This window comes from Phenylobacterium sp. (assembly GCF_013822795.1).
In the GTDB taxonomy this organism is placed as follows: domain Bacteria; phylum Pseudomonadota; class Alphaproteobacteria; order Caulobacterales; family Caulobacteraceae; genus Phenylobacterium.
Window position 1 is genome coordinate 1 of the sequence record NZ_PNLB01000004.1, and the last position, 25,652, is coordinate 25,652.

General features: G+C 69.4%; 26 protein-coding genes. 12 read left to right on the forward strand and 14 right to left on the reverse strand.

What is annotated here, in order from left to right; genetic code table 11:
- Both C0481_RS04420 and C0481_RS04425 read right to left on the reverse strand, forming a co-directional pair.
- A partial coding sequence (locus C0481_RS04420; protein WP_293401055.1) for a PEPxxWA-CTERM sorting domain-containing protein occupies positions 1-567 on the reverse strand: 567 nt, incomplete at its 3' end.
- Positions 568-663: 96 nt separating this feature from the next.
- The gene (locus C0481_RS04425) at positions 664-1,257 is read right to left on the reverse strand and encodes a TetR/AcrR family transcriptional regulator (RefSeq protein WP_293401056.1); all 594 of its coding nucleotides are present in this window, start codon (positions 1,255-1,257) and stop codon (positions 664-666) included.
- A 79-nt stretch (positions 1,258-1,336) separates the two neighbouring features.
- On the opposite strand from C0481_RS04425, the gene C0481_RS04430 reads away from it, so the two are divergent.
- Positions 1,337-2,329: an NAD-dependent epimerase/dehydratase family protein gene (locus tag C0481_RS04430; RefSeq protein WP_293401057.1), complete on the forward strand. Its 993-nt coding sequence runs from the start codon at positions 1,337-1,339 to the stop codon at positions 2,327-2,329.
- A 58-nt stretch (positions 2,330-2,387) separates the two neighbouring features.
- The gene (locus C0481_RS04435; RefSeq protein WP_267232609.1) at positions 2,388-2,567 is read left to right on the forward strand and encodes a DUF1328 domain-containing protein; all 180 of its coding nucleotides are present in this window, start codon (positions 2,388-2,390) and stop codon (positions 2,565-2,567) included.
- A gap of 122 nt (positions 2,568-2,689) precedes the next feature.
- Here C0481_RS04435 and C0481_RS04440 read toward each other — a convergent pair whose 3' ends face one another.
- The 3 genes from C0481_RS04440 to cobS form a co-directional block, all read right to left on the reverse strand.
- Complete coding sequence (locus tag C0481_RS04440; protein ID WP_293401058.1) at positions 2,690-3,874, reverse strand: DUF3089 domain-containing protein; 1,185 nt, start codon at positions 3,872-3,874, stop codon at positions 2,690-2,692.
- A 90-nt stretch (positions 3,875-3,964) separates the two neighbouring features.
- Positions 3,965-6,070 (reverse strand): ATP-binding protein, encoded by a 2,106-nt coding sequence (locus tag C0481_RS04445; RefSeq protein WP_293401060.1) that lies wholly within the window; start codon positions 6,068-6,070, stop codon positions 3,965-3,967.
- A gap of 113 nt (positions 6,071-6,183) precedes the next feature.
- Complete coding sequence (gene cobS / locus C0481_RS04450) at positions 6,184-7,188, reverse strand: cobaltochelatase subunit CobS (RefSeq protein WP_293401062.1); 1,005 nt, start codon at positions 7,186-7,188, stop codon at positions 6,184-6,186.
- 234 nt (positions 7,189-7,422) lie between these two features.
- Here cobS and C0481_RS04455 point away from each other — a divergent pair, with 234 nt between their 5' ends.
- Both C0481_RS04455 and C0481_RS04460 read left to right on the forward strand, forming a co-directional pair.
- On the forward strand, positions 7,423-8,286 hold the full coding sequence (locus C0481_RS04455) for a TauD/TfdA family dioxygenase (protein WP_293401064.1): 864 nt from the start codon (positions 7,423-7,425) through the stop codon (positions 8,284-8,286).
- Positions 8,287-8,437: 151 nt separating this feature from the next.
- Positions 8,438-8,809, forward strand: coding sequence for a VOC family protein (locus tag C0481_RS04460; RefSeq protein WP_293401066.1), 372 nt, complete (start codon positions 8,438-8,440; stop codon positions 8,807-8,809).
- Positions 8,810-8,813: 4 nt separating this feature from the next.
- On the opposite strand, the gene C0481_RS04465 is transcribed toward C0481_RS04460, so the two are convergent.
- The 5 genes from C0481_RS04465 to C0481_RS04485 form a co-directional block, all read right to left on the reverse strand.
- Positions 8,814-10,298 carry a DUF1254 domain-containing protein gene (locus C0481_RS04465; protein ID WP_293401068.1) on the reverse strand — a complete coding sequence of 495 codons (1,485 nt, stop codon included), beginning with the start codon at positions 10,296-10,298 and terminating at the stop codon, positions 8,814-8,816.
- 102 nt (positions 10,299-10,400) lie between these two features.
- Positions 10,401-11,318, reverse strand: coding sequence for a TIR domain-containing protein (locus tag C0481_RS04470; protein ID WP_293401070.1), 918 nt, complete (start codon positions 11,316-11,318; stop codon positions 10,401-10,403).
- Positions 11,319-11,403: 85 nt separating this feature from the next.
- The gene (locus C0481_RS04475) at positions 11,404-12,099 is read right to left on the reverse strand and encodes a hypothetical protein (protein WP_293401072.1); all 696 of its coding nucleotides are present in this window, start codon (positions 12,097-12,099) and stop codon (positions 11,404-11,406) included.
- 16 nt (positions 12,100-12,115) lie between these two features.
- Positions 12,116-12,787 (reverse strand): CDP-alcohol phosphatidyltransferase family protein, encoded by a 672-nt coding sequence (locus C0481_RS04480; RefSeq protein ID WP_293401074.1) that lies wholly within the window; start codon positions 12,785-12,787, stop codon positions 12,116-12,118.
- A complete protein-coding gene (locus C0481_RS04485) occupies positions 12,784-13,179 on the reverse strand; it encodes a hypothetical protein (RefSeq protein WP_293401076.1) in 396 nt (131 codons plus the stop codon). Before C0481_RS04485 ends, C0481_RS04480 begins: the two co-directional genes overlap by 4 nt.
- A gap of 95 nt (positions 13,180-13,274) precedes the next feature.
- Here C0481_RS04485 and C0481_RS04490 point away from each other — a divergent pair, with 95 nt between their 5' ends.
- Both C0481_RS04490 and C0481_RS04495 read left to right on the forward strand, forming a co-directional pair.
- Positions 13,275-14,240 carry a phosphatidate cytidylyltransferase gene (locus C0481_RS04490; RefSeq protein ID WP_293401078.1) on the forward strand — a complete coding sequence of 322 codons (966 nt, stop codon included), beginning with the start codon at positions 13,275-13,277 and terminating at the stop codon, positions 14,238-14,240.
- The gene (locus C0481_RS04495; protein ID WP_293401080.1) at positions 14,240-14,878 is read left to right on the forward strand and encodes a lysophospholipid acyltransferase family protein; all 639 of its coding nucleotides are present in this window, start codon (positions 14,240-14,242) and stop codon (positions 14,876-14,878) included. Before C0481_RS04490 ends, C0481_RS04495 begins: the two co-directional genes overlap by 1 nt.
- Positions 14,879-14,916: 38 nt before the next feature.
- Here the strand turns inward: C0481_RS04495 and C0481_RS04500 are convergent, their stop codons facing one another.
- Together C0481_RS04500 and C0481_RS04505 are read right to left on the reverse strand one after the other, a co-directional pair.
- Positions 14,917-15,996, reverse strand: a complete 1,080-nt coding sequence (locus C0481_RS04500) for a flavodoxin family protein (RefSeq protein ID WP_293401082.1) — start codon at positions 15,994-15,996, stop codon at positions 14,917-14,919.
- A gap of 64 nt (positions 15,997-16,060) precedes the next feature.
- The gene (locus tag C0481_RS04505) at positions 16,061-17,833 is read right to left on the reverse strand and encodes an acyl-CoA dehydrogenase (RefSeq protein WP_293401084.1); all 1,773 of its coding nucleotides are present in this window, start codon (positions 17,831-17,833) and stop codon (positions 16,061-16,063) included.
- A 191-nt stretch (positions 17,834-18,024) separates the two neighbouring features.
- On the opposite strand from C0481_RS04505, the gene C0481_RS04510 reads away from it, so the two are divergent.
- The 5 genes from C0481_RS04510 (at position 18,025) to C0481_RS04530 (ending at position 22,045) form a co-directional block, all read left to right on the forward strand.
- Entirely contained in the window at positions 18,025-19,086 is a 1,062-nt protein-coding gene (locus tag C0481_RS04510; RefSeq protein WP_293401086.1) for an alpha/beta fold hydrolase, read from the forward strand.
- Positions 19,079-19,513, forward strand: coding sequence for a carboxymuconolactone decarboxylase family protein (locus C0481_RS04515; protein ID WP_293401088.1), 435 nt, complete (start codon positions 19,079-19,081; stop codon positions 19,511-19,513). The genes C0481_RS04510 and C0481_RS04515 overlap by 8 nt, the downstream gene beginning before the upstream one ends.
- Positions 19,510-19,947, forward strand: coding sequence for a cupin domain-containing protein (locus C0481_RS04520; RefSeq protein WP_293401090.1), 438 nt, complete (start codon positions 19,510-19,512; stop codon positions 19,945-19,947). The genes C0481_RS04515 and C0481_RS04520 overlap by 4 nt, the downstream gene beginning before the upstream one ends.
- 88 nt (positions 19,948-20,035) lie before the next feature.
- The gene (locus tag C0481_RS04525; protein WP_293401092.1) at positions 20,036-21,664 is read left to right on the forward strand and encodes an ABC-F family ATP-binding cassette domain-containing protein; all 1,629 of its coding nucleotides are present in this window, start codon (positions 20,036-20,038) and stop codon (positions 21,662-21,664) included.
- Between the two features lie 51 nt (positions 21,665-21,715).
- Positions 21,716-22,045 (forward strand): DUF2322 family protein, encoded by a 330-nt coding sequence (locus tag C0481_RS04530; protein ID WP_293401094.1) that lies wholly within the window; start codon positions 21,716-21,718, stop codon positions 22,043-22,045.
- A gap of 4 nt (positions 22,046-22,049) precedes the next feature.
- Here the strand turns inward: C0481_RS04530 and C0481_RS04535 are convergent, their stop codons facing one another.
- Positions 22,050-23,042, reverse strand: a complete 993-nt coding sequence (locus tag C0481_RS04535) for an aldo/keto reductase (protein WP_293401096.1) — start codon at positions 23,040-23,042, stop codon at positions 22,050-22,052.
- Positions 23,043-23,179: 137 nt separating this feature from the next.
- Between C0481_RS04535 and C0481_RS04540 the strand changes: the two genes are divergently transcribed.
- A complete protein-coding gene (locus tag C0481_RS04540) occupies positions 23,180-24,073 on the forward strand; it encodes a LysR family transcriptional regulator (RefSeq protein ID WP_293401098.1) in 894 nt (297 codons plus the stop codon).
- Between the two features lie 8 nt (positions 24,074-24,081).
- Here the strand turns inward: C0481_RS04540 and C0481_RS04545 are convergent, their stop codons facing one another.
- Positions 24,082-25,527, reverse strand: coding sequence for a DUF1254 domain-containing protein (locus tag C0481_RS04545; protein ID WP_293401100.1), 1,446 nt, complete (start codon positions 25,525-25,527; stop codon positions 24,082-24,084).
- Positions 25,528-25,652 lie beyond the last annotated feature (125 nt).

Sequence of the window (25,652 nt, forward strand, 5' to 3'; positions counted from 1 at the left end):
GCGGCGGACCATCGCGCCGATCATGCCGAAGCCGGCGATCATCATCGCCCAGGTGGCGGGCTCGGGCACGGCCGACGCCACGTTCAGCTTCAGGCCCGCGCCGTCCGCAGGGTCGTCGACGAAGCTGTAGACCTTGCTGCTGGAGTCGCTGAAGCCGAACGTCACCTTGGTTCCGAGCAGGCTCAGCACGGTTGCGCCGTAGGCCGGGTTGTCGACCGCGTCGGGGTCGACGCCGTACAGCGAGAAGCTCTCGCCCGGGTTCCAGCCGTCGCCGCCGAAGAGGAAGGTCAGCACCGAGGTGTCGACGCCGGTCATGCTGACCGTGGCGCCCGCCGGGCTATTGTAGCTCACGCTGTCCCAGACCAAGGGGACCGGCGTGGCCGTTCCGCCGTCGATGATCAGCGAGGTGATGTTCAGGGTCGAGGACAGGTCGTTCAGGAACGACATGTCGATCGCGAAGCTGGTGTCCGGTCCGGCCAGGGATCCGCTGATCACCGAGGCGGCTTGAGCTGAGACAGGCGCCGACAGCGCCGCGCAGGCGGCGAGCGCCAGCATCATTTTCTTCATGGAATTTTCCCCCGCAGAATCTGGGCGAACCTCTACCAGGGGTTAAATGCGGTTGGGAATTGCAATCGCGCGAGGCGGGAACGCTTCCGGCGCCGCCTAGTCCGCGCGGGCGTCGAACAGCGTGCGGATGACCGGGATCAGGATGGCCTCGAGGTCGGCGGGTCTGGCGCCGGCCAGGGCCTCGATCTCCATCATCTGGCGCATGACCTGCAGTCCGGCGACCAGCGACAGGGCCAGGGCCGCGCGCTCGCGCGAGAGCGGCCCGCCGATCATCCGCTCGAGGGTCGTCTGGTGGCCCTGGCCGATCCAGTCGCGGCCGATCTGGGCGGCGCGTTCGCTCGACGCCGAGTGCAGCAGCACCAGGAAGCCGTCGAGCGGGGTCTCGCCCGGGGCGGTGACCTGGACCAACGCCTTGGCGAAGGCGGCCGGGAAGTCGGGGGCCGCCAGGTTCGCGGCCGAGAGGATGACGGGATCGCGCATGGTGTCGGCGCAGACCTCGGCGAACAGCTTCTCCTTCGAGCCGAAGTAGCGGTTGACCAGCATGGCGGTGACGCCGGCGCCGGCGGCGATCTCGCGCACGCCGGCTCCGTCGTAGCCCGAACGGGCGAAGGCGCGCCGCGCCGAGGCGAGGATCGCCGCGCGCGTGGCGGCGGCGTTGCGGCGGCGGGGCGGGGCGGCGGTCTCGGTCATGACTCTACGCTTGTAGACATACGCCCGTTCGATAAGTATACAAGTGAAGACTTATGATGCGTGCAGGCAGGAGCAGGCGATGGCGCAGCGGGTGTTGGTGACCGGCGGGACCGGCTTCGTCGGCGGCTGGACGATCGTGGAGCTGCTGCGGCGCGGCTACGCCGTACGCACCACAGTGCGCAGCGCCGCCCGCGAGGCGGACGTGAGGGCGGCGGTCGGCACGCAGATCGCGCCGGACGGGCTGGAGTTCGCGTTGGCCGACCTGACCGCCGACGCCGGCTGGGACACGGCGGCGGCCGATTGCGACGCGGTGCTGCACATCGCCTCGCCGCTGGGCAATGGCGGCGATGACGAGAGCCTGATCGCCGCAGCTCAGGGCGGGACGTTGCGGGTGCTGGCCGCGGCGGCGCGGGCCGGCGTCAAGCGCGTGGTCATGACCTCCTCGACCGCGGCCTGCACGCCGGCGAAACCGCTGGAGCGGGCCATCGACGAGAACGACTGGACCGATCCGGAGCAGAAGGACCTGGCGGCCTATCGCAAGTCCAAGCTGCTGGCCGAGAAGGCGGCCTGGGACTTCATCGCCGGCGCGCCACAGACGCAGCTGACCACCATCCTGCCCGGCGCGATCTTCGGGCCGGTGCTGACCCGCGAGCACCTGGGCTCGGTGGGGATCATCCAGCGGCTGCTGGACGGCCAGCCGCCGGCGCTGCCGCGGCTGGGCTTCAACATCACCGACGTGCGCGACCTGGCCGAGCTGCACATCAAGGCGATGGAGACGCCGCAGGCGGCCGGCCAGCGCTACATCGCGCTCGGCGAGTCGCTCTGGTACGGCGAGGTCGCCCAGGCCTTGAAGGAACGTCTGGGCGAAAAGGCCGCCAAGGTCCCGACCGCGGCCATGCCCGATCTGGTGGCCAAGGGGCTGGCGGTGGCCTCGCCGCAGATGAAGGCGCTGCTGCCGTTGCTCGGCCGGACCCAGAAGTTCAGCACTGACAAGGCCCGCGCGGAACTGGGCTTCGCGCCGCGGCCGGCGCGCGACACGGTGGCCGACTGCGGGGCGAGCCTGGTCGACTGACGCGACCGGAACGGGCGCCGGGCGCGGGCGTTGCCTTCACAGTCAAGGAGGCGTTCCGATGCTGAAATGGGCTCTGATCTTTGCGGTGGTGGCGTTGATCGCCGGCGCCCTGGGGTTTGGCGGGATCGCCGGCGCAGCGGCCGGCATCGCCAAGATCCTGTTCTTCGTGTTCCTGGTCGGCTTCGTGCTGTTCCTGGTGCTCGGCTTCATGGCCGGGCGGAAGATCACCGGCGGATAGCGGTCCCCAATCCCCGGCCGCGCATGCGAGCCGGGGATCCATATGCGCCGGGGATTACCGACGGAACTCGGCGTTTATGGATGGCCGGGACCTGACGGCCCGGCCATGACGAGCCTTAGGAGCTACTTCTGGGCCAGATAGGCCTGGGATTGGCTGCCGACGAGATCGACCAGGTTCCCCATGGTCAGGTTCACGTCGATCAGATGCAGGCCCCAATCCTTGAGCACGATCGGGCCGACCTTCACATCGCCGGCGATCTCGTCCGTACGCGGATCATTGGGGTCGGCGTTGATGCGCACCGACAGATAGTCGAAGCCGTCCTTGGAGACGCACTCGCCGGTCAGCAAGCCCGGGACCGAGACGAATGGCGTGGTGATCTTGGCGCCGTCCTTGGTCCAGGCCGGCGGGGCGGCGGACTCCGCAGCGATCATCGCGCCCGACGACAGGTAGGCGTGCAACTCGCCCTTGCCGCCGGCGAGCGCGGCGGGGTTGACGCAGGCCGCCTGCATGGCCGGGTTCGGCTCGCGCGGGACGCCGAAGCGGCTGCCCTTGGGCGGCGGCGAGGTCTCGCGGAAGCTGACATAGGCCACCGCGCAGCCGACCTGGCTCGGGCTCTTGCAGAGCGGGATCGACTTGAAGGTTCCCGTGTCCTGGCCCTTGAGCACCGGCAGGTTGGTTCCGAGCAGCAGGGCCGAGATCAGCTGCTTCTGGGCGGGCTTGCCGTCGATCTCCTTGGCGATCAGTTCGGTCAGCAGGCCCGCGCCCTGGGAGTGGCCGATCAGCACGACGCCGCGGCCCTTGTTCTCGTGCGTCAGGTAGTGGTTCCAGGCGTCGACGACGTCGTCGTAGTTGGTGGTCGGGATCGGTCCGGCCGGCGGCTTGGCGCCCGGGGCCATGCGCGCGCGCAGGGTGGTCAGGGTCACCTGCCGGTACATCGGCGCGTAGATCCTGCACTTGGAGCCGAAGCGGGCGAGCTGCTGCTCGACGACGCGGCGCTCCTCGGCGTTGGGGGTCATGTCGGAGAATACGCCCGGATCGTTGGAGACGGTCGGGTAGACGTAGAAGCAGTCGACCTGTGCGGCCGGGTCGGGCTTCCAGGTCTCCTTGGTCATGGAGCCGTCGGCCTGGATCACCGTGGTGGTGTTGTCGATCGCGCAGGCGTCGGCGCGGCCCGGCCAGCACAGCCAGTTCTCGGTCTTCGAGTAGTCGTTATGGGCCGCTGCGGCCGGCGCCTGGGCGGCGGCCGGGACGGCGAAAGCACTGAAAAGCAGGCCGGCGGCTGCCGCCGCGAGCGTTATCCTGGACATGTTCCCCACCTGAAAATCTGGTCTTCGTAATGGGGCGGAGAATGCGCAGAACGTCGGTTGGCGTCCAGGCGTCTTAGCTAACCTAGAGTGTCAGGCGACCCGCTGGTCGGCGGCCAGGCGGGTGTCGAGCGCCCGGTCGATGGCGTCGAGCAGGTGGGCGATCTCGATCGGCTTGGGCACGAAGCCGTTCATGCCGGCGGCCAGATACTCGGCCACCTGATGGGGCATGACGTTGGCCGACAGCGCCAGGATCGGGATCGGCGGCAGGTCGCGCTCGCCCTCCAGGCGGCGGATGGCGGCCGTGGCCTCGACGCCGTTCATCACCGGCATCTGGCCGTCCATCAGGATCAGCTGGAAGTCGCCCTCGAAGAATGCCTCGACCGCCTGGGCGCCGTCGCCGACGATGGTCAGGTCGATGGCGAACGGCTCCAGCATGGCGCGCAGGATCAGCTGGTTGGTCAGGTTGTCCTCGGCCGCCAGGATGCGCGCGCGGGCGCCGGGACGGGCGACGCGGGCCTGGGCCGGGGCCAGCGGCGCGGCCGGCGCCAGGGCCGCGGCGCGCCATTCGAGCGGCAGGACCAGGGTGAAGACCGAGCCTTGCCCCTCGATGCTCTCGACCGAGAGCTCGCCGCCCATCAGCGCCGCCAGTTCGTGGCTGATCGCCAGGCCCAGGCCGGTGCCGCCGTAGCGGCGGGTGGTGGAGGCGTCGACCTGGATGAACTTGTCGAACAGGTCGTGCATGCGGTCGGCCGGAATGCCGATGCCGGTGTCGGCGACGGTGATGCGCACGCCGGCCGCTTCGCGCTGGACGCGGACGGCGACCTCGCCGGCGGCGGTGAACTTCACGGCGTTGGAGACCAGGTTGGCGACCACCTGGCGCAGGCGCACGCCGTCGCCGCACCAGACGCCGTCGGCGGCGGGGTCGAGCTCGAAGCGGAAGGCGACGGCCTTCTGTTCGGCCAGGGCCGCGAAGGGGGCGCAGGCGACGTGGACGGCCTGGCCGAGGTCGAACTCGTGGGCGTCGAGCTGCAGGCGACCGGCCTCGATCTTCGACATGTCGAGGATGTCGTTGAGCAGCACCAGCAGGGTCTGGCCGCTCTCGCGCACGACGTCGAGCTGGCGGCGCTGGCCGGGGGTCAGGTCCTCACGCGAGAGGATCTGGGTCATGCCGAGGATGCCGTTCAGCGGGGTGCGGATCTCATGGCTCATGTTGGCCACGAACTGCGACTTGGCGATGCTGGCGGCGGCGGCCTCGTCGCGGGCGCGGACCAGGTCGTCCATGGTCTGGCGCAGGACCAGGTCGTTGCGGTCGATCTCGCCGAACACCCGGTGGACGCGCGCGGCCAGCAGCAGGGCCGAGATCAGCAGGGCGACCATGCCGAGGGCGAACAGCGGGGCGATCTGGCGCAGCACCATGTTGCCGGGATGGCTGCTGGTCCAGGCCAGGGCGGCGATCGGGGTCTGGTCCGGTGCGCGCAGCTGCACGCTGGCCGGGATGGCGCGGTTCCAGGGCAGCAGCCGCACGTCGGAGACCCGCATGGCTTGGGCGACGTCCTGCAGCATGGCCGCGTCGATGCGGCGGGCCGAGATGAGCAGCCGGTCGGGAGCGCCGCGCGAATTGATCGCCGGGGTCTCGGGCACGATGTTGGTGACCGCGGCCATGTAGAGCTCGCCGCCGACGCTGATCACGCCGGTGCGGGTGATCGAGCCGCCGATGCCGCGATTGCGGGCCGCGCCGCGCAGGGCCTCCAGCTCGCGCACCTGGGCGACCAGCGGCGCGGTCTCGCGAAGGAAGGCGGCGGCCTGGCGCTCGCCGGCGCGGGCTCCGTCGCGCCAGGCGTAGGCCGGCTGGTCCGCCTCATCGAGCACGAAGGAGGCGGCGTGGCGCATGTAGGTTTCGAAGTAGCTGCCGATGTAGAGGTCGGCCCATTCGGCGTCGACGTCGTGGCCGAGCTTCAGATAGGCGTCGTCCCAGATCGAGGCCGAGATCACCTGGCCGACCAGCTCGTGCTCGCGTTCGCTCAGGTAGTTCGAGATCAGCGCGCGTTCCTCGTCCACGTGGGCGCGGTCGACGACGCTGGCGGTGTAGAAGATCAGGCCCAGGCAACCGGCCGCCACGATCAGCAGCACCGCTGAGGAGAAGGCGACAATCCGGCTGATGGCGCGCCGGTTACGGGCGAGACTCGATCTGATCACACGACACACGGCACCTGGTTCGCCCCAGATGTCGCCTGCGCCGCGCTAGCAAATGGTGAATCGCGCCGACCGGGCGGGAGGTCTGCGACATCCCGCCTCAGTCGGTGAGGTCGTCAGGCCACGCGGACGCGGGCGGTGCTTTCCGGCAGATCCTGGCCGAAGGCGCGCTGGAAGAACTCGGCCACGGTGCCGCGCTCGAGCTCGTCGCACTTGTTCAGGAAGGTCAGGCGGAAGGCGAAGGCCAGGTCGCCGCCGAAGATCTCGGCGTTCTGGGCCCAGGTGATCACGGTCCGCGGGCTCATGACGGTCGAGATGTCGCCGTTCATGAAGGCGTTGCGGGTCATGTCGGCGACACGGACCATCGCAGCGATGGTGCGCTTGCCCTCGGCGGTGTCGTAGTGCGGCGACTTGGCCAGCACGATCTCGGCTTCGACGTCGTGCGGCAGGTAGTTCAGCGTGGTGACGATCGACCAGCGGTCCATCTGACCTTGGTTGATCTGCTGGGTGCCGTGATAGAGGCCGGTGGTGTCGCCCAGACCGATGGTGTTGGTCGTCGAGAACAGCCGGAAGAACGGGTTCGGGCGGATGACGCGGTTCTGGTCGAGCAGGGTCAGCTTGCCCTGCGCCTCCAGGATGCGCTGGATCACGAACATCACGTCCGGACGGCCGGCGTCGTATTCGTCGAACACCAGGGCGACCGGGCGCTGGATCGCCCAGGGCAGGATGCCTTCGCGGAATTCGGTGACCTGCTTGCCGTCCTTCAGGACGATGGCGTCCTTGCCGACCAGGTCGATACGCGAGACGTGGCTGTCGAGGTTGACGCGGATCAGCGGCCAGTTGAGGCGCGCGGCGACCTGCTCGATGTGGGTCGACTTGCCGGTGCCGTGATAGCCCTGGACCATCACGCGGCGGTCGAACGCGAACCCGGCGCAGATGGCCTTGGTCGTCTCGGCGTCGAACTTGTAGGCTGGGTCGATGTCCGGGACGTGAGCGTCGCGTTCGGAGAACGCGGGGACGGTCATGTCGACGTCGACGCCGAAGGTGTCGCGGACCGAGACCTTCTTGTCCGGCACCAGGGCGATGAGCTTGTCTTCTTGCGTATTGGCGAAAGAGGTCATGGCGCGGTTCGATTACAAGGTTACGGGGCCGATGCAAACGGCTGTTTGCGGATGACGTAGCGTCGGCCAGGGAAGGGGAATGTCTTTAGCCGGATTCCACGCGGCGGGGCAGTCCGATTGACCAAGCCAGGGCAGACCGCTCCGGCCGCCGCGTCTGGCGTGTAATGTCAATTCTTTGGCGCCTGGGGTCAAGCTGGCCGGCCTAGGGTGGCGCTCAAACAGGAGGAAACGACCATGGGCCAGATGCTCGCCGACGCCATCACCGTCACGCCGCAGCCGAGCGGCTTCGGCGCGGAGATCACCGGCCCGGACCTGTCGCGGCCGCTGGACGGGCCGACCCTGGCGGCGGTCAAGGACGCCTGGGCGCGGCATGGCGTGCTGGCGTTTCCCGACCAGCCGCTGAGCCTGGAGGCGCTGGAGGCCTTCACCCTGCAGATCGGGCCGTTCGGGGTCGACCCGTACATCAAGCCGATGGCCGGCCATCCCAACGTGCTGGAGTTGCGCCGCGAGCCCGACGAGAAGTCCAAGAACTTCGGAGCCGGCTGGCACTCGGACTGGAGCTTCCAGAAGGAGCCGCCGGCCGCGACGCTGCTGCGTTCGGAGGTCACCCCGCCGGTCGGCGGCGACACCCTGTTCGCCGACTGCGCGCGGGCCTACGACGCGCTGTCGGACGGGATGAAGGCGCTGCTGGCGCCGCTGAAGGCGGTGCACTCGGCGACCCGCGCCTACGGGACCGCGGGAGCGTACGCCAACGAGACCGAGGCGCGGACGATGGAGATCATCGTCTCGGCCGAGGCCGACAAGACCCTGACCCATCCGCTGGTCCGCACTCACCCGGTGACCGGCCGCAAGGCGCTGTTCGTCAGCCCGACCTACACGGTCGGCATCGAGGGCCTGACCTTCCAGGAGAGCCACGCGATCCTCGGCTACCTCTATCAGCACATGACCCAGGAGCAGTTCATCTACCGCCACAAGTGGAAGCAGGGGATGCTGCTGATGTGGGACAACCGCTGCACTGTGCATTTCGCCGAGGGCGGCTATGACGGCCACCTGCGGGTCATGCACCGCACGACCGTGGCGGGGGACGCGCCGGTTTAAGGGCGCTGGCTCGACCACACCTCATCCGCTCACCCCGGCGAAAGCCGGGGCCCAAGCGGCGCCTTGACTAGGCTGGAGCGCCGCACGCTTGTTGGCGCCTCGGCTTGGGTCCCGGCTTTCGCCGGGATGAGCGGTGTGAGCGAGAGGCGCGATGCTAAAACTTGGCCCGGCGTTGGTGATGACGCCCGACCTCGCTGCCGCGCTCAGCTTCTATCGTGACGTGCTGGGGTTGAGCCTCAGCGAGCAGTTCGAGAGTCAGCTGGTGTTCGATCTCGGCGGTCGGACGCTGCACGTGTTCGCCTGCGCGCGGCCGGCGCCGGAGGCCGCGCATGGCGCCGACGGCGCCAGCGTGATCAGCTTCGAGGTCGAGGCGATCGGGCCGGTGATGGCCGACCTCGCCGCCAAGGGCGTCGAATTCCTGCATGCGCAGCCGGCGTGGAACGCGCAGGCGGGCCTGGCCTATGCGGCGTTCCGCGCGCCGGGCGGGATCGTGCATGAACTGGTCGAGCGGCGGCGGAGCTAGCGCTTCACCCCGCCCGTACGACCTCGGGCAATTGCTGCGTCCCGTCGAGCAGCCCTTGGGTCGGGACGTAGGTGCGGACCAGCAGCGCGAACTGGCCGGCCGGCGCCGGCAGCCAGTTGGCCTTGGCGGTCGGATCGGCGGGCTCGCGGTGCGACATTGTCAGGGTCAGCGAGCCGTCGCCGGCGAAGACCAGTTCGTTGGCGTCGAGATTGACCGTGCCGAGGTTGGTCCGCCCGTTCGGGCTGTCGGCCAGCATGTAGTAGTCCTCGTCGTACATGCTGAGCGACCAGAAGCCGCCGCGCGTGCGGTCGACCGGCGGCAGGCCGTCCTTCGGGAAGGTGAGCGTGTAGGCGTAGCGGCCCTCGAGCAGCGCCCCCTTCGCGTCCGTGCCGCGAACGAAGTAGATCGCCTCGTGAAAGTCGTTGACATAGATGTAGATCACCGCGGCCTGGGCGCGGCCGAACCAGTCGGTTCCCCAGGCGCCGCCGTTCTCTTGCCGCTGCCAGCCGCCGCCGGCCCCGACGCCGACCTGATGGTACTTGGCGGACTCGAAGAGCTCGGCCTCGGCGACCAGCGCGACGCGATCGATCAGCGCCTTCCAGGCCGGGCCGCTGGCGCGCAGGGCCAGCAGGGTGCGGGCCTGATCGGCCATCGGTGCGTCGTCGCTCGAGACCTGGGGATTGAAGTCCAGCGCCGCCTTGAGGTCGTCCCAGAAGGTGGCGGCGTGGACCGGCCGGGCGCGCAGCATGTCGGGATCGGCGGCGATCATCTGCGGCGTGATCGGCGGGGTGAAGACCTTGTTGCGGGCGCTGGCCTCGCAGTCGAAGGTCCGCAGTCCCGGCTGGTCCTGGCCCAAGGGATAGACGCCGATCTGGTTGAGGACCTTGCGCGCCTGGGCCTTCGACTCCGGCGAATGGGCGGTGTAGCTGCGCCCGAAGAGCCCGGTGACGTTGGTCGGCGAGCGCAGCACGTCGATGAAGCCCTCGGGCTTTTCGCCCTGCCAGTCCGGCCCGACCACCAGCAGCTTGCCGCCGGGGGTTCCGGAGGCCGAACCGACTTGGTGGGTCACGGTGGTGAAGAGGTCGACGATCTGGATCGTCCAGTAGTGTCCCTCGGGAACCTCCGTCGGGGTCTGGACCACGAGCGCTTCGGTGGTCAGGTCTGCGAAGGAGACGCCGTAGATGGTGTCGCTGTTGGGGGTGACGACCTTGCGCTGGGCCGGCGACATGTAGTCGTCGAGATAGCCCATGGCGTTCTTCGGCGCGCCGGGGAACAGGCCGAAGGTGGCGCCGGGACCGGCCTTCATCACCTCCCACGAACTGGTGCGCCCGAAGGTGTCGACCGCCGGATAGCCCCAGTAGAACACCAGCTTGGCCAGGGCCTCGACATAGGCCTCGTTGGCCAGCTTGGCCGGCACGCCGGCCGAGTTGGCGAGGTCTGGATGGGCGGCGTTGAACTGCCGCGCGACGTAAGGCGTGGTGTCCGGCATCGGGCGCTCCTGTGACGGAGACGACGCTATGGGGCCGGACCTGAGGCGGTTATCCGGGAGCGCCCTGATGGCGCGGGCCCAGTCTACCGAGAGTGCTGCCGGCTAGGCGCTGCGGATTGCTTTCCAGTGGTCGAGGCGCTGGGCGATCAGGGCGGTGCGGGCGGCGTCGTCGCGGCCGTCCATGATCGCGACCTCGTCCGGGGCGGCGCGCAGATAGGTTCCGGAGGTGCGGGCGTTGAGGTCGGGCTGGCTGGCCGACAGGGTGGTGAAATAGCCCGAGGCGCGGTCGGGGGCTTCGAGTTTGAGCTCGCCGGTTCCGTGCAGCTGCGGGGCGTCGGGATCGAGCGGGCGCTCGCCGTTCCAGTAGTAGAACAGGCCGGCCGGATCGCGCCGCTCCTTCACCGCCTCGCTCCAGTAGCGCGAGGAGAGGGCGCCGTCCTCGCGCCAGGCCCGGCCGGTCATCTCCAGCTCGCCGCCGCGGGCGCGGGCGATCCGCATGAGGCTGAGCGCCGAGGGCTCGCGCTCGGTGCGGGCGGTCAGCGAGAACTGCCACCAGGCGCCTTCGATGCGGGCCAGGGCGCGTTCGGCCTCGATGGCGCCGCGCAGCTTCTGGAGCATGGCCTTGGTCTCGGCGGCGGTCAGCGCGTCCTCGTAGCGCACGCAGGTCAGGCCGAGCAGGTCGGTGGGCAGCTTCGCGCCGCGGGCGTGCAGGATGAAGGTGCGGCGCATGCCGAGCACGCCGCCGAACAGCCCCGCCTCGAAGACCACGTTGTCGCGCGGCGAGGCCTGGGCGGACTCATGGTCGGGGGCGGCGGCGGTCCAGTCGTCCTGGGCGAAGACGAAGGCGGCGAAGTCGACCTGGCCGGTCAGCTCCAGCAGGCGGCCGAGCGTGGTGGTGCCGGGGTTGAACGTCGTGGTCCAGGGCTCGACCTCGGCGACGTCGGCCAGGCCGCGGGTCAGGGCGGCGAGCAGCTTGGCCTGCTTGCCCGAGGAGCCCAGGAAGATGCGCGGCTTGTCCATGTGGTCCTCCGGCCGGAGGGGCCAGAGTGCCGGGGCGGCGGGCGGCCGCGCCATCCGGGCTTTCCCGCAGAGCGGGGGCGTAGACTCAGCGCCGAGACCACACGACCAGCGGGCCGATAGGATCGAACCCGCGTTGCTGGGCTGAGGCATTTCCGCCGGCTTCGTAGCAGACGACGGCGCGTTGCGGCAGCAACGAGGCGACGGCCGCCAGGGCCTGACCGCGTGATCCGAACACATTGGTCAGGCCGATCACGCCGGCGGCTTCGTAGGCGATCGCGCCGGCTATGATTTGGTCTTCGGCGTCGAAGCCGCCGAGGACATGAACTTGGGCGTCGCGCAGCAGGCCGTCGGGAAAGGTTCGGGCGGGTGCGACATGGTCGTCCCCGCGCCAAGCACGCTCCCAGCGGTTCAGATCGGGGAGCTCGACTCGCCGCCAGCGCACGTCGTCGCGCAGGGCGGGCGCGCCGACCGGCTCGCGCCAGAGCCAGGTGGCGGCGAAAAGCTGCTCCAGGCCGGCTTCGGCGAGGGGCAGGGATGCGAAGCTATCCTTGACGCTGAACTCGAACGCCGACCGCCCGGCGAGGTCGTGGATGAACCTGGTCTGGACCTGGAGATCGGCGTCGGGATCGACGGTCACGACGTTGGGGTAGAACTGCGGGGTCTCTAGGGCGCAGAACCACAGGCCGTGCGCGCGCTCGACAGGGAGGCCATGCGCCTTCCACACGGCGGCGCACCATTCGGCGTTGTTGCGCGCTGCGATCGCGTCTCTTCTCTCGAACACTCTGGACTCTCGAAAGCTAGGCGTCGCGCCCCGCCAGCCGCGCGGCCAGGGTGCGGGTGCGGCGCACGACGGTCCAGGCGGCGCCGGCGACGATGACCAGCAGGCCGAGGATCAGGCTCTGGCCGTCCCAGTCCCACATCGGCTCGAAGGCGGCGATGGCGCAGGTGAGGGTCAGCGCGGCCATGCGGTGCGGCTTGGCCATGGGGCCGGAGAAATCGGCCGGGAAACCGAGGCCGCGGCCGAGCTCCCGGACGTAGGCGGTGAGCACGGCCAGCACCGCAGCCGCCCAGCCGAGCGGCGCGCCGAGGGTGAAGCCGGCCAGGCCCGCGCAGTAGCCGGCCCCGACCAGGAACAGGGCGTCGGCGATGCGGTCGGGCAGCTCGTTCCAGATTGGGCCGGAGGGACCGCCCTTGCCGTGCTCGACCGCGACCATGCCGTCGAGCAGGTTGCAGAGCAGGCGCAGCTGGATGCAGACCCCGGCCCCGATCAGCAGCACGCCGCGATGGAACGGCGTCTGGTCGCCGGCGGCGTAGAGGAAGGCCAGCAGGCCGAGCAGGGCGAAGATGATGCTGCCGGCCGAAATCATGTCCGGGCTGGCGCCGGCCTTGGCCAGGCCCGAGGCCAGGCCCTGGGCCCAGCCGGTTCCGCGCGACTTCAGGGGGCGGCGGTTCTCTGGGGTCTCGGTCATTTGGGAGCCTTGGCTTGGCCGCGCGCCAGGGTCGCGGCGTAGACGACGGCGTAGAGGGTCGAGACCGACCACGGCACGGCGATGGTGCGGACGATCTCCGGGGTGCCGATCAGCTTGTGCACGGCCACCAGCAGGGCGAGCACGGCGCTGGCGGTGATCGCCGGCGGGACGACGTAGGCGAGGGCGCCGGGGAAGCGCGGGCTCATCGCCTCGAGCGCGCGCTTGAGCACCAGGGTGATCAGGCCTGACAGCACGCCTTGCGCCACGGCGGGCAGGGCGGCGGCGGCCAGGCCGTGGCCGGAGTTGGCCAGCAGCGCCCAGCCGCCCATGGCCAGGAACGCGAATCCGACATGGGCGAAGGTGGTGCCGGCGAAGGTGCGGAGCGCGCTCAAAGGTGGCAGGACGAGGCTTTGCTGCTGGGGGATGGAATCTGCGCCGTCATCGGCTGTACGGTCAAGCCAGCGAACCAGCGGGGAGCAGCTAACGGATGGACGCGGTCACGGCCTTTTTCGCGCAGCAGTCGCCGGTGGTGCTTTGGGGCCTCGGCGGGGTGCTGGCGGTGCTGACCCTGGCGGTGGGGATCACGGCGCTGCTGCCGGTGCTCAAGCCGGCCGGCGATTTCACCAACCTGCGCCAGCGGATCGCCTCGTGGTGGGTGATGATCGCGCTGCTGGCCGGGGCGCTGCTGCTGGGCTGGCAGGCGTTCACGGCGCTGATGATCGTGATCTCGTTCATCGCCCTGCGCGAGTTCCTGTCGCTGGCGCCGGTGCGGCGCGAGGACCGGCTGATCGTGCTGGCCGCGTTCGTGGCGATGGGGATCAACTACCTCTTCATCATCCTCGACGACTACGGCCTCTATCGGGTGTTCATCCCGACCTACGTGTTCCTGATCATCCCGTTCCTGATGGCCTGCATCGGCCAGACGCGGGCGTTCCTGGCGACCACGGCGACGTTCCACTGGGCCATCGTCACCTGCGTCTACAACCTCGGCTACATCGCCTTCCTGATGCGCACGCCGGCCGCCGAGGCGCAGCCGGCCGGGGCGGCGGGGCTGGTGTTCTTCCTGCTGGTGGTCACCGAGGCCAACGACGTGGCGCAGTACGTCTGGGGCAAGCTGTTCGGGAAGCGGAAGATCGTCCCCAAGGTCAGCCCCAACAAGACCTGGGAGGGCTTCATCGGCGGCTGGGTGACGACGAGCGCGCTGATCTGGTTCCTGGGTCCCGTGTTCACGCCGCTGAGCGGGATCGGGCTGGCGACGCTGGCCCTCTTCCTGCCGCTGGCGGGCTTCGCCGGCGACGTGACGATGAGCGCCATCAAGCGCGACATCGGGGTCAAGGACACCAGCGCGCTGATTCCGGGCCATGGCGGCCTGCTGGACCGGGCCGACAGCCTGACCTTCACCGCGCCGCTCTACTTCCACATCCTCGCCTACTTCGCCCTGGGGCACTTCTGATGCGCTGGTTCCGCCGCCTCGTCCTGGTGCTGATCGGCCGTCCGATCGCGCGCGTGTTCACCGGGGCCGACATCATCGGGCGCGAGAAGCTGCCGCTGAAGGGGCCGGCGATCCTGGCGGCGAACCACGCCAGCCACGTCGACACCATTCTGATGCTGACGCTCTACCCGTCGAAGGGGCTGGACCGGGTGCGGCCGGCGGCGGCGGCCGACTACTTCCTGCGCGGCGGGCTGATCAGCTGGCTGTCGAACACCATCATCGGCATCGTGCCGGTGGCCCGCGACAAGGCCGGGACCGGGGTCGACGTGCTGGCCCCGGTGCGCGCGGCGCTGGAGGCCGGCGACATCGTGCTGATCTTTCCGGAGGGCACGCGCGGCGACGGCGAGGAGATGGCGCAGCTGAAGAGCGGCGTGGCGCGGCTGGCGGCGGACGTGCCGCAGGCGCCGGTCTATCCGATCTGGCTGCAGGGCGCGGGCCGGGTGCTGCCCAAGGGCGAGGCGCTGCCGGTGCCGATGAACTGCACGGTGCTGGTCGGCGACCCGCTGCATTGGCAGGGCGACCGGAAGGCTTTCCTGGAGGAGCTGCGCGTGCGGCTGGAGGACCTGAAGGCCAAGGCTCCGCCGCAGCGGTGGGCTTAGGCGTCTAGTTGCTCCCCCAGCGGGGGAGGATCTAGGAGCTACTTCTGCCGGGGCGGCTTCAGGTCCTGGCCGGCCATCAGCAGCTTGCCGGCGTGCCGGGCCTTGGCGGCTTCGACCAGGGTGAGCGCGGCGTTGCGGACCTCGTCCTGGATCGCCTGGTCGGCGTCGAGTTCCTCGTGGTTGGTGGCGTAGGGCTTCCAGTAGCCGATGTAGCGGTCGAGCTCGGCGTTCACGCCGGCGGGGACCAGGTCCATGAACCGCAGCCAGTCCGAGACGCTGCGGCGGACGTTCTCGGCGCCTTCGACGTCGCCGTGGACGACGACTGAAAACACCCGGCCCTCCAGGTGCTTGGGGTAGGGCCAGCCCTTCAGTTCCTCGGCCTTGGCCTTCTTGGCGTCCTTGCCGTGGGTCAGGGTGGGGTCGGGGTTGCCGCCGTCGGCGCAGACCAGCCGGTCCATCATCAGCTTGAGCGGCGAGGAGACCTGGTACCAGTTGACCGGGGTGATGATCATCACCCCGTGGGCCTCGACCCACATCGGGTAGATCTCGTTCATCCAGTCGTGGACCTGGCCCAGCGAATAGTTGGGATAGCAGGAGCACGGCCAGTGGCAGAGGGCGGCGGCGGTCGAGAAGCAGGCCTTGCAGGGATGGATTTCGCGGCCGTACTCGGAGGCGAGGCGCGAGAGGTCGAGCAGGTTCACCGCAACACCCTCCTCCTCCATCGCCTCGCGAGCCAGGTCGGCCAAGCGGTAGGACTTGGACATCTCGCCGGGGCAGGTGTGCTCGCTGCGCGAAGAGGCGTTGATCACCAGCACGCGGCAGGGGCCGTCGTCGTCGTCATGCCGGACCTGGGCCGCTTCGATCGCGGCCTTCGTCGCCAGCCAGTCGACGGATAGGTCATAGTCGGGATCGGCGTAGCCGGGGCCGGCCTTGCGGGTGACCGGAGCCTTGCGGGCGTTGTCGTAGGCGTCCCAGGCGGCGGTCGCGATCTTGTCCAGCTCGACGGCGAGCGCTTCGAAGGCGGGGTCCACGAAGGCCGAGAGATAGCGGCGGCGGAACTCCTCCTCATCGAGCTGCGGGCTCGGCATCCCCTTGCGGGGTTCGGGAACGCGCGTCATCGGCGGCCTCCTTGCGGGAGGCCAACGTGAGGCGGGGAGGGCGGTTCCGAACGCCTTGCCGGTGTTAGAAGCCCTCGACGTCGAGCGCCACGGCGATATCGGAGCCGGCGGCGAGGTCGAGCCAGAGGGCGACGCGGGGCATCTCCTGTTCGAAGAAGAACCGGCAGGCGGCGACCTTGCCGGCGGTGAAGGCGTCGGCGGGCAGGGCCTTGGCGGCCAGCGCCTGGTCGAGCCACAGCCAGCCGACCACCGCGTGGCCGAAGGCGCGCAGGGCGCTGGTGGCGCCGGCCAGGGCGTGCGGGGTCAGCGGCGAGGCGATGGCCTCCGCGAAGGCGGCGATCTGCTCCCAGGCGGCGAGCAGGGCCTGGGCGTTTTGGGCGAGGTCCGGGTGGTTTTGCGCGGCCGCAGCGGTGGCTTCGATGAGGGTGCGCAGTTCGGCCAGCGCCTGCGGATCGCGGGCCAGCTTGCGGCCGACCAGATCGATGCCTTGGACGCCGGTGGTGCCCTCGTGGATCGGGTTCAGGCGGTTGTCGCGGTAGATCTGCTCGACGTCGAAATCGCGGGTGTAGCCGTAGCCGCCATGGATCTGGATGGCGAGGTCGTTGGCGGCCAGGCCCATCTCCGAGGGCCAGGTCTTGGCGGCGGGGGTCAAGAGGTCGAGCAGGCGGCGGGCGGTCTCGGCGTCGTCGCCGGTCTGTTCCTCGTCGAGCAGGCGCGCGCAGTAGAAGATCAGCGCCATGGCCCCTTCGACGTAGGCCTTCTGGGCCAGCAGCATGTTGCGCACATCGGGGTGGCCGATGATCGGGGCGGGCGCGCTGGCCCCGGCCGGGCGACCCTGCAGCCGCTCTTGCGCATAGGCCAGCGACTGGCGGTAGCCGCGGTAGCCGAGCATGGCGGCGCCGAGGCCGACATTGATCCGCGCCTCGTTCATCATCTGGAACATCTGCGCCAGGCCCTGGCCGACCTCGCCGACCAGGTAGCCGACAGCGCCGGGCCGGCCGCCGGGCGTGTGAGCGCCGTCGCCGAAGGCGAGCACGGTGTTGGGGATGCCGCGATAGCCCATCTTGTGATTGAGGCCGGTGACGACGACGTCGTTGCGCGCTCCGTCCAGCAGCTTTGGCACGATGAACAGCGAGATGCCCTTCACCCCCGGCAGCGGCTTGCCGTCCGGACCCGGCGTCTTGGCCAGCACCAGGTGGACGATGTCGGCGGTGATGTCGTGGTCGGCGCCGGAGATCCACATCTTGCCGCCGCGCAGCCGGTAGCGGGCGCCGAGGCTGTCCTGTCCGTCGGGCGTCGCCAGGGTGGTGATGTCGGCGAGCGAGGAGCCGGCCTGCGGCTCGGAGAGGCACATGGTGCCGAGCGCTTCGCCGGCGATCTGCGGCTGGGCGAAGGCGGCGACCTGGGCGGGCGTGCCGAAGGTCGCGATCAGCCGGGCGTTGGCCATGGTCAGCATCGGGAAGGCCGAGGCCGAGATGTTGGCGGCCATGAACGCGGCCATCGAGGCGCTGGCCGCGACGATCGGCAACTGCATGCCGCCGAGGTCTGCGTCAAAGGTCCCGGCCATCAGCCCGGCGGCTGCGTACTGGCGCACGGCGTCGGCGATCTCGGGGATGACGTGGACGCCGGCCTCGTCGAGCCACGGCTCGCGGTGGTCGGCGGGCTTGTAGGCCGGAACGAAGACGTCGGCGGCCAGGCCCTCGCTGAGGTCGAGCACGGCGTCCAGGGTTTCGCGCGAATGGTCGGCGAAGCGCGGCCGGGCGAGCAGATCCTCGACCTTCAGCCAGTCGAACAGCAGGAAGTCGAGATCGCGCCGGTTCAGGTGATAGTTGCTCATCGCTACGCCCTCGCGGCGCACCCGCGCGCCGGGGCGCGTGCTAGCAGACGCGCCTTAACTTGCAAATTGAAACTTATTGCGCGGCGCGAGCCATTGATAGCCTGAGCTAATAGGTCCTAGCGCATTTCGCGACCTAATGGCTGAGCGCCGCCGGACCTATCTTGAGGCGCTCGGGCAACAGGAGCGCTTCGATGAATGGCTGGTCGGCTTGGCTGACGATGCTGGCGGTCGCCGCCTGCACCGGGCTTGCATCGGCGCAGGAGCCGCTGGCGATCCAGAGTCAGGGCAGTTTCGCCGTCGGCGGGACGATGGCGCGCGCGCCCGGGACGTTCGATCCGCAAAAGCCGCTGGAGCCCGCGGGGCAGACCTATCGTGGCGACCACCTCTATGCCCGCTACCAGGCGCCGGTGAACGCGCGCCGCTATCCGATCGTGATGTGGCACGGGGCCGGGCAGTCCTCGAAGACCTGGGAGACCACCGCCGACGGGCGCGAGGGCTTTCAGACGATCTTCCTGCGCCGCGGGTTCGCGACCTATCTGATCGACCAGCCGCGTCGCGGCGCGGCCGGCCGCAGCATGGTCGCCGCGACGCTGACGCCGACCCCCGACGAGCAGCTCTGGTTCAACCAGTTCCGGGTCGGCCTGTGGCCCAGTTACTTCGAGGGCGTCCAGTTCGACCAGGGGTCGGAGACGCTCGATCAGTTCTTCCGGTCGATGACGCCGAACACCGGGGCCTATGACGTCGACGTGGTGTCCGACGGCGGCCAGGCGCTGTTCGAGAAGATCGGCCCAGGCGTGCTGTTCACCCATTCGCAGGGCGGCGGGCCCGGTTGGATGACCGCGATCAAGGCCCCCAATGTCAAAGCCGTCGTCGCCTTCGAACCGGGAAGCAGCTTCGTCTTTCCCGAGGGCGAGCTTCCGCCGCCGATCCCGAGCGCCTTCGACACGGTGGCCGGCGCGGCCGTGCCGAAGGACCAGTTCATGGCGCTGACCAAGATCCCGATCCTGATCGTCTATGGCGACAACATCCCCGATCGGCCGGTCGCAACGCCCGCCCAGGACAGCTGGCGGGCGCGGCTGGAGATGGCGCGCCAGTGGCGCGACACGGTCAACCGGCACGGCGGCCAGGCGACGCTGATCCACCTGCCGCAGATCGGCGTCCGCGGGAACACGCACTTCCCGTTCTCGGACCTCAACAATGTCGAGGTGGCCGACGTCGTCTCGAGCTTTCTGAAGGAGAACCACCTTGACTGATCGCCAGGCGCCGCGCGGCGCGCGCAAGCTGGTCGGGCCGCTGCTGGCGGCGAGCGCCCTGTGTGCGGCGGAGGCCGCCGCGGCGCAGACGCCGTCGCGGGCGCAGCAACTGATGGGCGACGTCGCGCCGAAGTTGGCGGAGCTGACCGATGAGGTGCTGCTGGGCGACGTCTGGGAGCGGCCCGGGCTTTCCAAGCGCGACCGCAGCCTGGTGACGGTGGCCGCCCTGGTGGCGCTGAACCGTCCCGAGCAGTTGCGCTCGCACATCGCGCTGGCGCGGCGCAACGGGGTGACCGAGGAGGAGATCGTCGAGGCGATCACCCAGCTGGCCTTCTATGCGGGTTGGCCGAACGCGATCACCGCGGTGGGCGTGGCGCGGGAGGTGTTTCGGAGCGAGCCGGACCAGTCAAAGGAGACCGGGAAATGAGCCTGATCGCAGCGTCCGTCGCCGCCGTCGCCCTGAGCGCCTCCGCCGCCAGCGCCATCGTCATCGAGCGTTCGAAGCCGCAGCCGCCGGTCGCCGGCGTCCCCAATTTCACCGGCGAGGTCAGCGTCAGTTCGCGGTTCCAGCGGGCGGGCCCGGCGCGCGTCGGCGGCGGCGTGGTGCGGTTCGCACGTGGCGCGCGGACGGCCTGGCACACCCATCCGCTGGGGCAGACGCTGTTCGTCACGGTCGGCGTCGGCCACGTCCAGAAGTGGGGCGGCCCGGTCGAGGAGATCCGCCCCGGCGACGTGGTGTGGATTCCGCCCGGCGTGAAGCACTGGCATGGCGCCACGCCTTGGTCGGGCATGACCCACATCGCGGTCTCCGAGGCGCGCGAAGGCAAGTCGGTGGAGTGGCTGGAGCCGGTCGCCGACTAAGGGCGGACGCGGGCCCAATCGTCGCGTTTGGATTTGGTGGGGCTCGAAGGCTGGCGTTCGCCGCCGGCCCGAGCTAGCAGACCGCCCCATGATCCGCCTCGACAATATCTCCAAGCAGAACGGCCACCAGATCCTGTTCATCGAAGCCTCGATGGGCATCCAGAAGGGCGAAAAGGTCGGGCTGGTCGGCCCGAACGGCGCCGGCAAGACGACGCTGTTCCGCATGATGACCGGTCAGGAACAGCCCGACGACGGGCTGGTCACGATCGATCCCGGCATGCGGCTCGGCTATTTCAGCCAGGACGTCGGCGAGATGGCGGGCCAAAGCGCGGTCGCCGCGGTGATGGACGGCGTCGGCCCGGTCAGCGCGCTGGCGGCCGAAATGGCCACGCTCGAGGCGGCGATGGTCGATCCAGAGCAGGCGGACGCCCTGGACGCCGTCATGGAACGCTATGGCGAGGTGCTGGAGCGCTTCCAGGAACTGGACGGCTACGCGCTGGAAGCCCGCGCGCGCGAAGTGCTGGCGGGCCTGAGCTTCAGCCAGGAACGCATGGACGGCGATGTCGGTATGCTGTCCGGCGGCTGGAAGATGCGCGTGGCGCTGGCCCGCATCCTGCTGATGCGGCCCGACGGCATGCTGCTGGACGAACCCAGCAACCACCTCGACCTGGAAAGCCTGATCTGGCTGGAGGCCTTCCTCAAGTCCTATGACGGCGCGCTGCTCATGACCTCGCACGACCGCGCGTTCATGAACCGCATCATCGGCAAGGTGGTGGAGATCGACGGTGGCGACCTCATCACCTATTCAGGCGACCTCGATTTCTACGAACAGCAGCGCGCGCTGAGCGAACAACAGCGCCAGGCGCAGTACGAGCGCCAGCAGGCGATGCTGGCCAAGGAAATCAAGTTCATCGAGAAGTTCAAGGCGCGCGCCAGCCACGCCGCCCAGGTCCAGAGCCGGGTGAAGAAGCTCGACAAGATCGAACGGGTCGAGGCGCCGCGCCGCCGCCAGTCGGTCCAGTTCGAGTTCCAGAGCCCGCCGCGCTCGGGCGACGACGTGGTCAGCCTGCGCAATGTCCACAAGGGCTACGGCGCCCAGCCGATCTATGCCAATCTCGATTTCCTGGTGCGCCGCAAGGAGCGCTGGTGCGTCCTTGGCGCCAACGGCGCCGGCAAGTCGACGCTGCTCAAACTGGTGGCCGGCGCCACCGCGCCCGACCAGGGCACGGTGAACATCGGCGCCAGCGTCAAGATGGGCTACTTCGCCCAGCACTCCATGGACCTGCTGGACGGCGAAGAGACGATCTTCGAGTCCCTGGACGGCTCCTTCCCGCAGGCGGGCCAAGGGGCGCTGCGCACCCTGGCGGGCTGCTTCGGCTTCTCCGGCGACGATGTCGAAAAGCCCTGCCGCGTGCTGTCCGGCGGTGAGAAGGCGCGTCTGGTCATGGCCAAGATGCTGTTCGACCCGCCGAACCTGCTGGTGCTCGACGAGCCGACCAACCACCTCGACATGGCCACCAAGGAGATGCTGGTCGCGGCCCTGGCCGACTTCGAGGGCACCATGCTGTTCGTCTCGCACGACCGCCACTTCCTGGCGGCGCTGTCGAACCGCGTGCTGGAGCTGACCCCCGAGGGCGTCCATCAGTACGGCGGCGGTTACTCGGAATACGTCGCCCGGACGGGCCAGGAAGCGCCGGGGCTGCACCCCGGAAGCTAGCGGTGCTAGATGCCGGCCGCGATCAACTTAGGCGCTGGAGACAGGCGGGCGATGATTCAACCAGGTGCGACGTTCAAGGATAACCTCCAGCAATTGCCGCCGGTCGACGGCGTGCAGCGCATCGACCTGCTGGACGGGACCGGAAGCGTGGTCGCCAGCATCGAGAACCAGCCGGGCAAGCAAGGCTCCCTGGCCGTCTACCAGTACCTGAAGCAGGCCTTTGGGAGCCTGGACGCGAGCGCGGCGGACCATGGCCTGGCGGTGTTCGCCGAGCACACCGCCGACGCCCGCAACCGCCCGGGCGCGCACCCGAATGTCGACCGCCTGCTGGAGATCGCCGCCGGCGGGGCTCCGCTGCGGATCGAGGTCGTCGCGGCCTGACGGGTCAGCGATTGGTCTGAGCCAAGACCGCCTGCGGCAGGCGGGCGCCCTGGATGGTGATCTGGGCGGCCGCCGCGTCGATGGCGCCGAGGTCTTGCAGCGACAGCTCGACGGCGGCTGCGCCGAGGTTTTCGTCCAGCCGATGCAGCTTCGTGGTGCGGGGGATCGGAACGATCCAGGGCCGCTGGGCCAGCAGCCAGGCGAGCGCGATCTGGGCGGGCGTCGCCTGCTTGGCCTGCGCGATCGTCGTCAGCAGGTCGACGATCGCGCGGTTGGCGGCGCGGGCCTCGGCGGTGAAGCGCGGGGAGATGGCGCGGAAATCGCCGGGCGCCAGCGGGGTCGCCGCGTCGATCGTGCCGGTCAGGAAGCCGGCGCCCAGCGGGCTGAACGGCACGAAGCCGATCCCCAGTTCTTCGCAGAGGTCCAGTACGCCGCCCTCTTCGACGTCGCGGGTCCACAGCGAGTACTCGCTCTGAAGGGCGGTCACCGGCAGGACGGCGTGGGCCCGGCGGATCGAGGCGAGGCTCGCTTCCGAAAGGCCGAAGCACCGGACCTTGCCTTGTCCGATCAGATCCTTCACGGCCCCGGCGACATCTTCCATCGGCACGGCGGGATCGACGCGGTGCTGGTAGAGCAGGTCGATGCGATCGGTGCGAAGGCGCGTCAGCATGGCCTCGACGACCTGCCGGATATGGTCTGGGCGACTGTTCAGGCCGCCGCTACGGGCGCCGGTCTGCGGATCGATGTCGAAGCCGAACTTGGTGGCGATCACGATCTGGTCGCGGAACGGCGCCACCGCCTCGCCGACAAGCTCTTCGTTGGCGAACGGGCCGTAGGCCTCGGCCGTATCGAACAGGGTCACGCCGCGTTCGTAGGCGGCGCGGATGATGGCAATGGCTTCGGGGCGAGGCGTAGGTGGTCCGTAGGCGGACGAAAGCCCCATGCAGCCATATCCGAGGGCGGAGACCTCGAGCTCGCCAAGCTTGCGCTGTTCCATGTCGAGTTCCGATCGCAGTGATGTGGATGTAACGCGGGAGGCGGCCTCCTGCGCCTGGTGCGACAAGGAATTTAGGCGGCGTGCATCCAGCTGATTAGCCGCTAGGATGCGCATGTACTTATGCCTGGAGCTTATGAATGCGCCGCGAGGATCTTGGCGGGCTCGCCGCCTTCGTCGCCGTCGCCGAGGAGGCCAGCTTCACCCGTGCGGCGGCGCGGATGGGCACGTCGCAATCGGCGCTGAGCCAGACGGTCAAGCGGCTGGAAGCGCGGCTCGGCGTGCGGCTGCTGACCCGCACCACGCGCAGCGTCGCGGTCACCGAGGCCGGGGAGCAACTGCTGGCGTCCCTGCGGTTCGCCTTTGATGAAATCGAGACCCAGCTGGTCGCGCTCGGCGAGCTGCGCGACCGGCCCGCCGGCACGATCCGGATCACCGCCGGCCAGCACGCCGCCGACACGCTGCTGTTCCCGGTGATCGCGCAGCTGCTGCCCGACTATCCCGACGTGAATGTCGAGCTTTCCGTCGACACCGGCTTTCGCGACATCGTCGCCGACCGCTTCGACGCCGGGGTGCGGCTGGGCGAGCAGGTCGAGAAGGACATGATCGCGGTGCGCATCGGCCCGGACCTGCGCATGGCGCTGGTCGCCGCGCCCGCCTATTTCGCACAGCGGCCCGCGCCGCGCACGCCGCACGACCTGACCGGCCACAACTGCATCAACCTGCGGTTCCCGACCCTGGGCGGGCTCTATGCCTGGGAGTTCGAAAAGGACGGGCGTGAGCTGAACGTGCGGGTCGAGGGGCAGCTGGTCTTCAACGAGACCAGGCTGATCGTGCGGGCGGCCTGCGCGGGCCTGGGCCTGGCCTACGTCCTGGAGGACCATGTCGCCGAGCACCTGGCCGACGGGCGGCTGGTGCGGGCGCTGGAAGACTGGTGCCCGCCGTTCTCCGGCTATCACCTCTACTATCCGAGCCGGCGTCAGCACACGCCGGCCTTCGCGCTGCTGGTCGAGGCGCTGCGCTCGCGCAGCTGAGGCGAGGCTTAGCTCGACCTGATCACCGCCGGCGGCGTCCACGAGCCCTCGATCACCTCCCGCTTGGGCCAATAGGTCCGCATGTACAGCGAGAAGTCGGCTCCCTTGGGGGCGGGCAGCCAGTTGGCGCGTTGGTCGTCCGGCGGCGGATCGGCCTGCACATAGATGGTCAGCGAGCCGTCCGCGCCGTACTGCAGCGTCTTGTTCTTGGTGCCGAGCGAGAAGCGCTTGATCTCGTTTGGCGCGAAGAAGTGCTGAGCGTTGTAGAGGGTGAGCGACCAGAATCCATCCACCGGGGGCGTCCGCCCCTTGGCGAAGGTCACGGTATAGCGATTGGCGCTGTTGAGGCGCGCGCCGGCGCTGTCGAGGTCCTGGTAGAAGTACCGGGTCTCGCGGGGCGCGTTGACCAGGATGTTCGACTTGGCCACCGCCGTACGGGTGAAGTAGTCGACGCCGAACGTCGCGCCATTGGTGACCGTGCGCCAGTGGTCCGGGAGCTCGATCCCCCAGTTTCGAAACTGCAGCAGCGGGCCGACCAGCTCGGTCTCTGCCTTGGCGGCCTCGTCGATCATCGCGGCCTTGAGCGCCGGGTCGCGTTCCGCCGCGGCGATCACCGCCAGGATTTCGGCGTAGCGGGCCTCTTCGCCCGGCAAGGGCGGGGCGTCGGCCAGGACCGCCGGCAGCTGGTCGAAGATCTTGTCTGGAAACACCCAATGGGTCTCGGCTTCGGCGTCCGCCGAGGGCGGCTTGTCGAAGGACGGCAGCTTGGTCCAGTCCCGCGTCTTGGTTTTGCCGTTGTACTCGGCGAGGGGATAGACATCGACGCCCGCGATCACGGCCTGGATCGCCGCCCGGTCCTCGTCGGTGTCGTCCATGAACACGCGCGGGACGATGAACCCCGTCGAGGTCTTGGCGCGAAAGACCCCCTCGATCCCCTTGGGCGTGTCGCCGTCCCAGTCTGGACCGACGAGCAGGTAGAGGCCCGGCCGCGTGCCGTACATCTGGCCAAGCGTGGCGAAGCTGTCGGTGCGCAGGTCGACGACCTGATAGACCCAGAAACGATCGCCGAAGTCCGGGACTTGCACGACGGCGGGGCTCAGATCGAACGCTAGCACGCCGCCGCCGTAGGCCACGTCCTGGTTGGGGCAGGCGACGTCGCGCTCCTGCGGCTCGACATAGTCGTGGAGCATCGCGAGCCGGTTGAGCGGCGCGGCCGGCAGGACCCCCGCCATCAACCCGGGCGTCGGAACCTGCGCGAACGCCAGCCTGCGATTGTAGATGTTGACCAGCGGCCACGCCCAAAAATAGGCGTTTCGGGCGACGAGCCGGGCGTAGGCCTCGGTGATCGTGACCGCGCGATCAGGAGCCGTGGGGGCGGCGAGCGCCCAGTTCGGCGAGGGGGCGAGACGGTCCGACCGATCGGACTTGGCGCCGCCGGCTTTCACTTGGCCCATGAGTGCGCTCCTTTTGGCAAGGAACGGCGCCACACAGTCCGGCGTGCGTCTATCGGGGGTATCCCGGATGCGAGAAGCGGATCGCGTTCCGGCTTCGCCATGCGCCGAGCATCGGCCGCCAAGCT

Excerpts from the sequence above, each read along its gene's own strand:
- C0481_RS04425 (WP_293401056.1), bottom strand. The coding sequence starts at position 1,257 with ATGACCGAGACCGCCGCCCCGCCCCGCCGCCGCAACGCCGCCGCCACG.
- C0481_RS04430 (WP_293401057.1), top strand. The coding sequence starts at position 1,337 with ATGGCGCAGCGGGTGTTGGTGACCGGCGGGACCGGCTTCGTCGGCGGC.
- C0481_RS04435 (WP_267232609.1), top strand. The coding sequence starts at position 2,388 with ATGCTGAAATGGGCTCTGATCTTTGCGGTGGTGGCGTTGATCGCCGGC.
- C0481_RS04440 (WP_293401058.1), bottom strand. The coding sequence starts at position 3,874 with ATGTCCAGGATAACGCTCGCGGCGGCAGCCGCCGGCCTGCTTTTCAGT.
- cobS (WP_293401062.1), bottom strand. The coding sequence starts at position 7,188 with ATGACCTCTTTCGCCAATACGCAAGAAGACAAGCTCATCGCCCTGGTG.
- C0481_RS04455 (WP_293401064.1), top strand. The coding sequence starts at position 7,423 with ATGGGCCAGATGCTCGCCGACGCCATCACCGTCACGCCGCAGCCGAGC.
- C0481_RS04460 (WP_293401066.1), top strand. The coding sequence starts at position 8,438 with ATGCTAAAACTTGGCCCGGCGTTGGTGATGACGCCCGACCTCGCTGCC.
- C0481_RS04465 (WP_293401068.1), bottom strand. The coding sequence starts at position 10,298 with ATGCCGGACACCACGCCTTACGTCGCGCGGCAGTTCAACGCCGCCCAT.
- C0481_RS04470 (WP_293401070.1), bottom strand. The coding sequence starts at position 11,318 with ATGGACAAGCCGCGCATCTTCCTGGGCTCCTCGGGCAAGCAGGCCAAG.
- C0481_RS04480 (WP_293401074.1), bottom strand. The coding sequence starts at position 12,787 with ATGACCGAGACCCCAGAGAACCGCCGCCCCCTGAAGTCGCGCGGAACC.
- C0481_RS04490 (WP_293401078.1), top strand. The coding sequence starts at position 13,275 with ATGGACGCGGTCACGGCCTTTTTCGCGCAGCAGTCGCCGGTGGTGCTT.
- C0481_RS04495 (WP_293401080.1), top strand. The coding sequence starts at position 14,240 with ATGCGCTGGTTCCGCCGCCTCGTCCTGGTGCTGATCGGCCGTCCGATC.
- C0481_RS04500 (WP_293401082.1), bottom strand. The coding sequence starts at position 15,996 with ATGACGCGCGTTCCCGAACCCCGCAAGGGGATGCCGAGCCCGCAGCTC.
- C0481_RS04505 (WP_293401084.1), bottom strand. The coding sequence starts at position 17,833 with ATGAGCAACTATCACCTGAACCGGCGCGATCTCGACTTCCTGCTGTTC.
- C0481_RS04510 (WP_293401086.1), top strand. The coding sequence starts at position 18,025 with ATGAATGGCTGGTCGGCTTGGCTGACGATGCTGGCGGTCGCCGCCTGC.
- C0481_RS04520 (WP_293401090.1), top strand. The coding sequence starts at position 19,510 with ATGAGCCTGATCGCAGCGTCCGTCGCCGCCGTCGCCCTGAGCGCCTCC.
- C0481_RS04525 (WP_293401092.1), top strand. The coding sequence starts at position 20,036 with ATGATCCGCCTCGACAATATCTCCAAGCAGAACGGCCACCAGATCCTG.
- C0481_RS04530 (WP_293401094.1), top strand. The coding sequence starts at position 21,716 with ATGATTCAACCAGGTGCGACGTTCAAGGATAACCTCCAGCAATTGCCG.
- C0481_RS04535 (WP_293401096.1), bottom strand. The coding sequence starts at position 23,042 with ATGGAACAGCGCAAGCTTGGCGAGCTCGAGGTCTCCGCCCTCGGATAT.
- C0481_RS04540 (WP_293401098.1), top strand. The coding sequence starts at position 23,180 with ATGCGCCGCGAGGATCTTGGCGGGCTCGCCGCCTTCGTCGCCGTCGCC.
- C0481_RS04545 (WP_293401100.1), bottom strand. The coding sequence starts at position 25,527 with ATGGGCCAAGTGAAAGCCGGCGGCGCCAAGTCCGATCGGTCGGACCGT.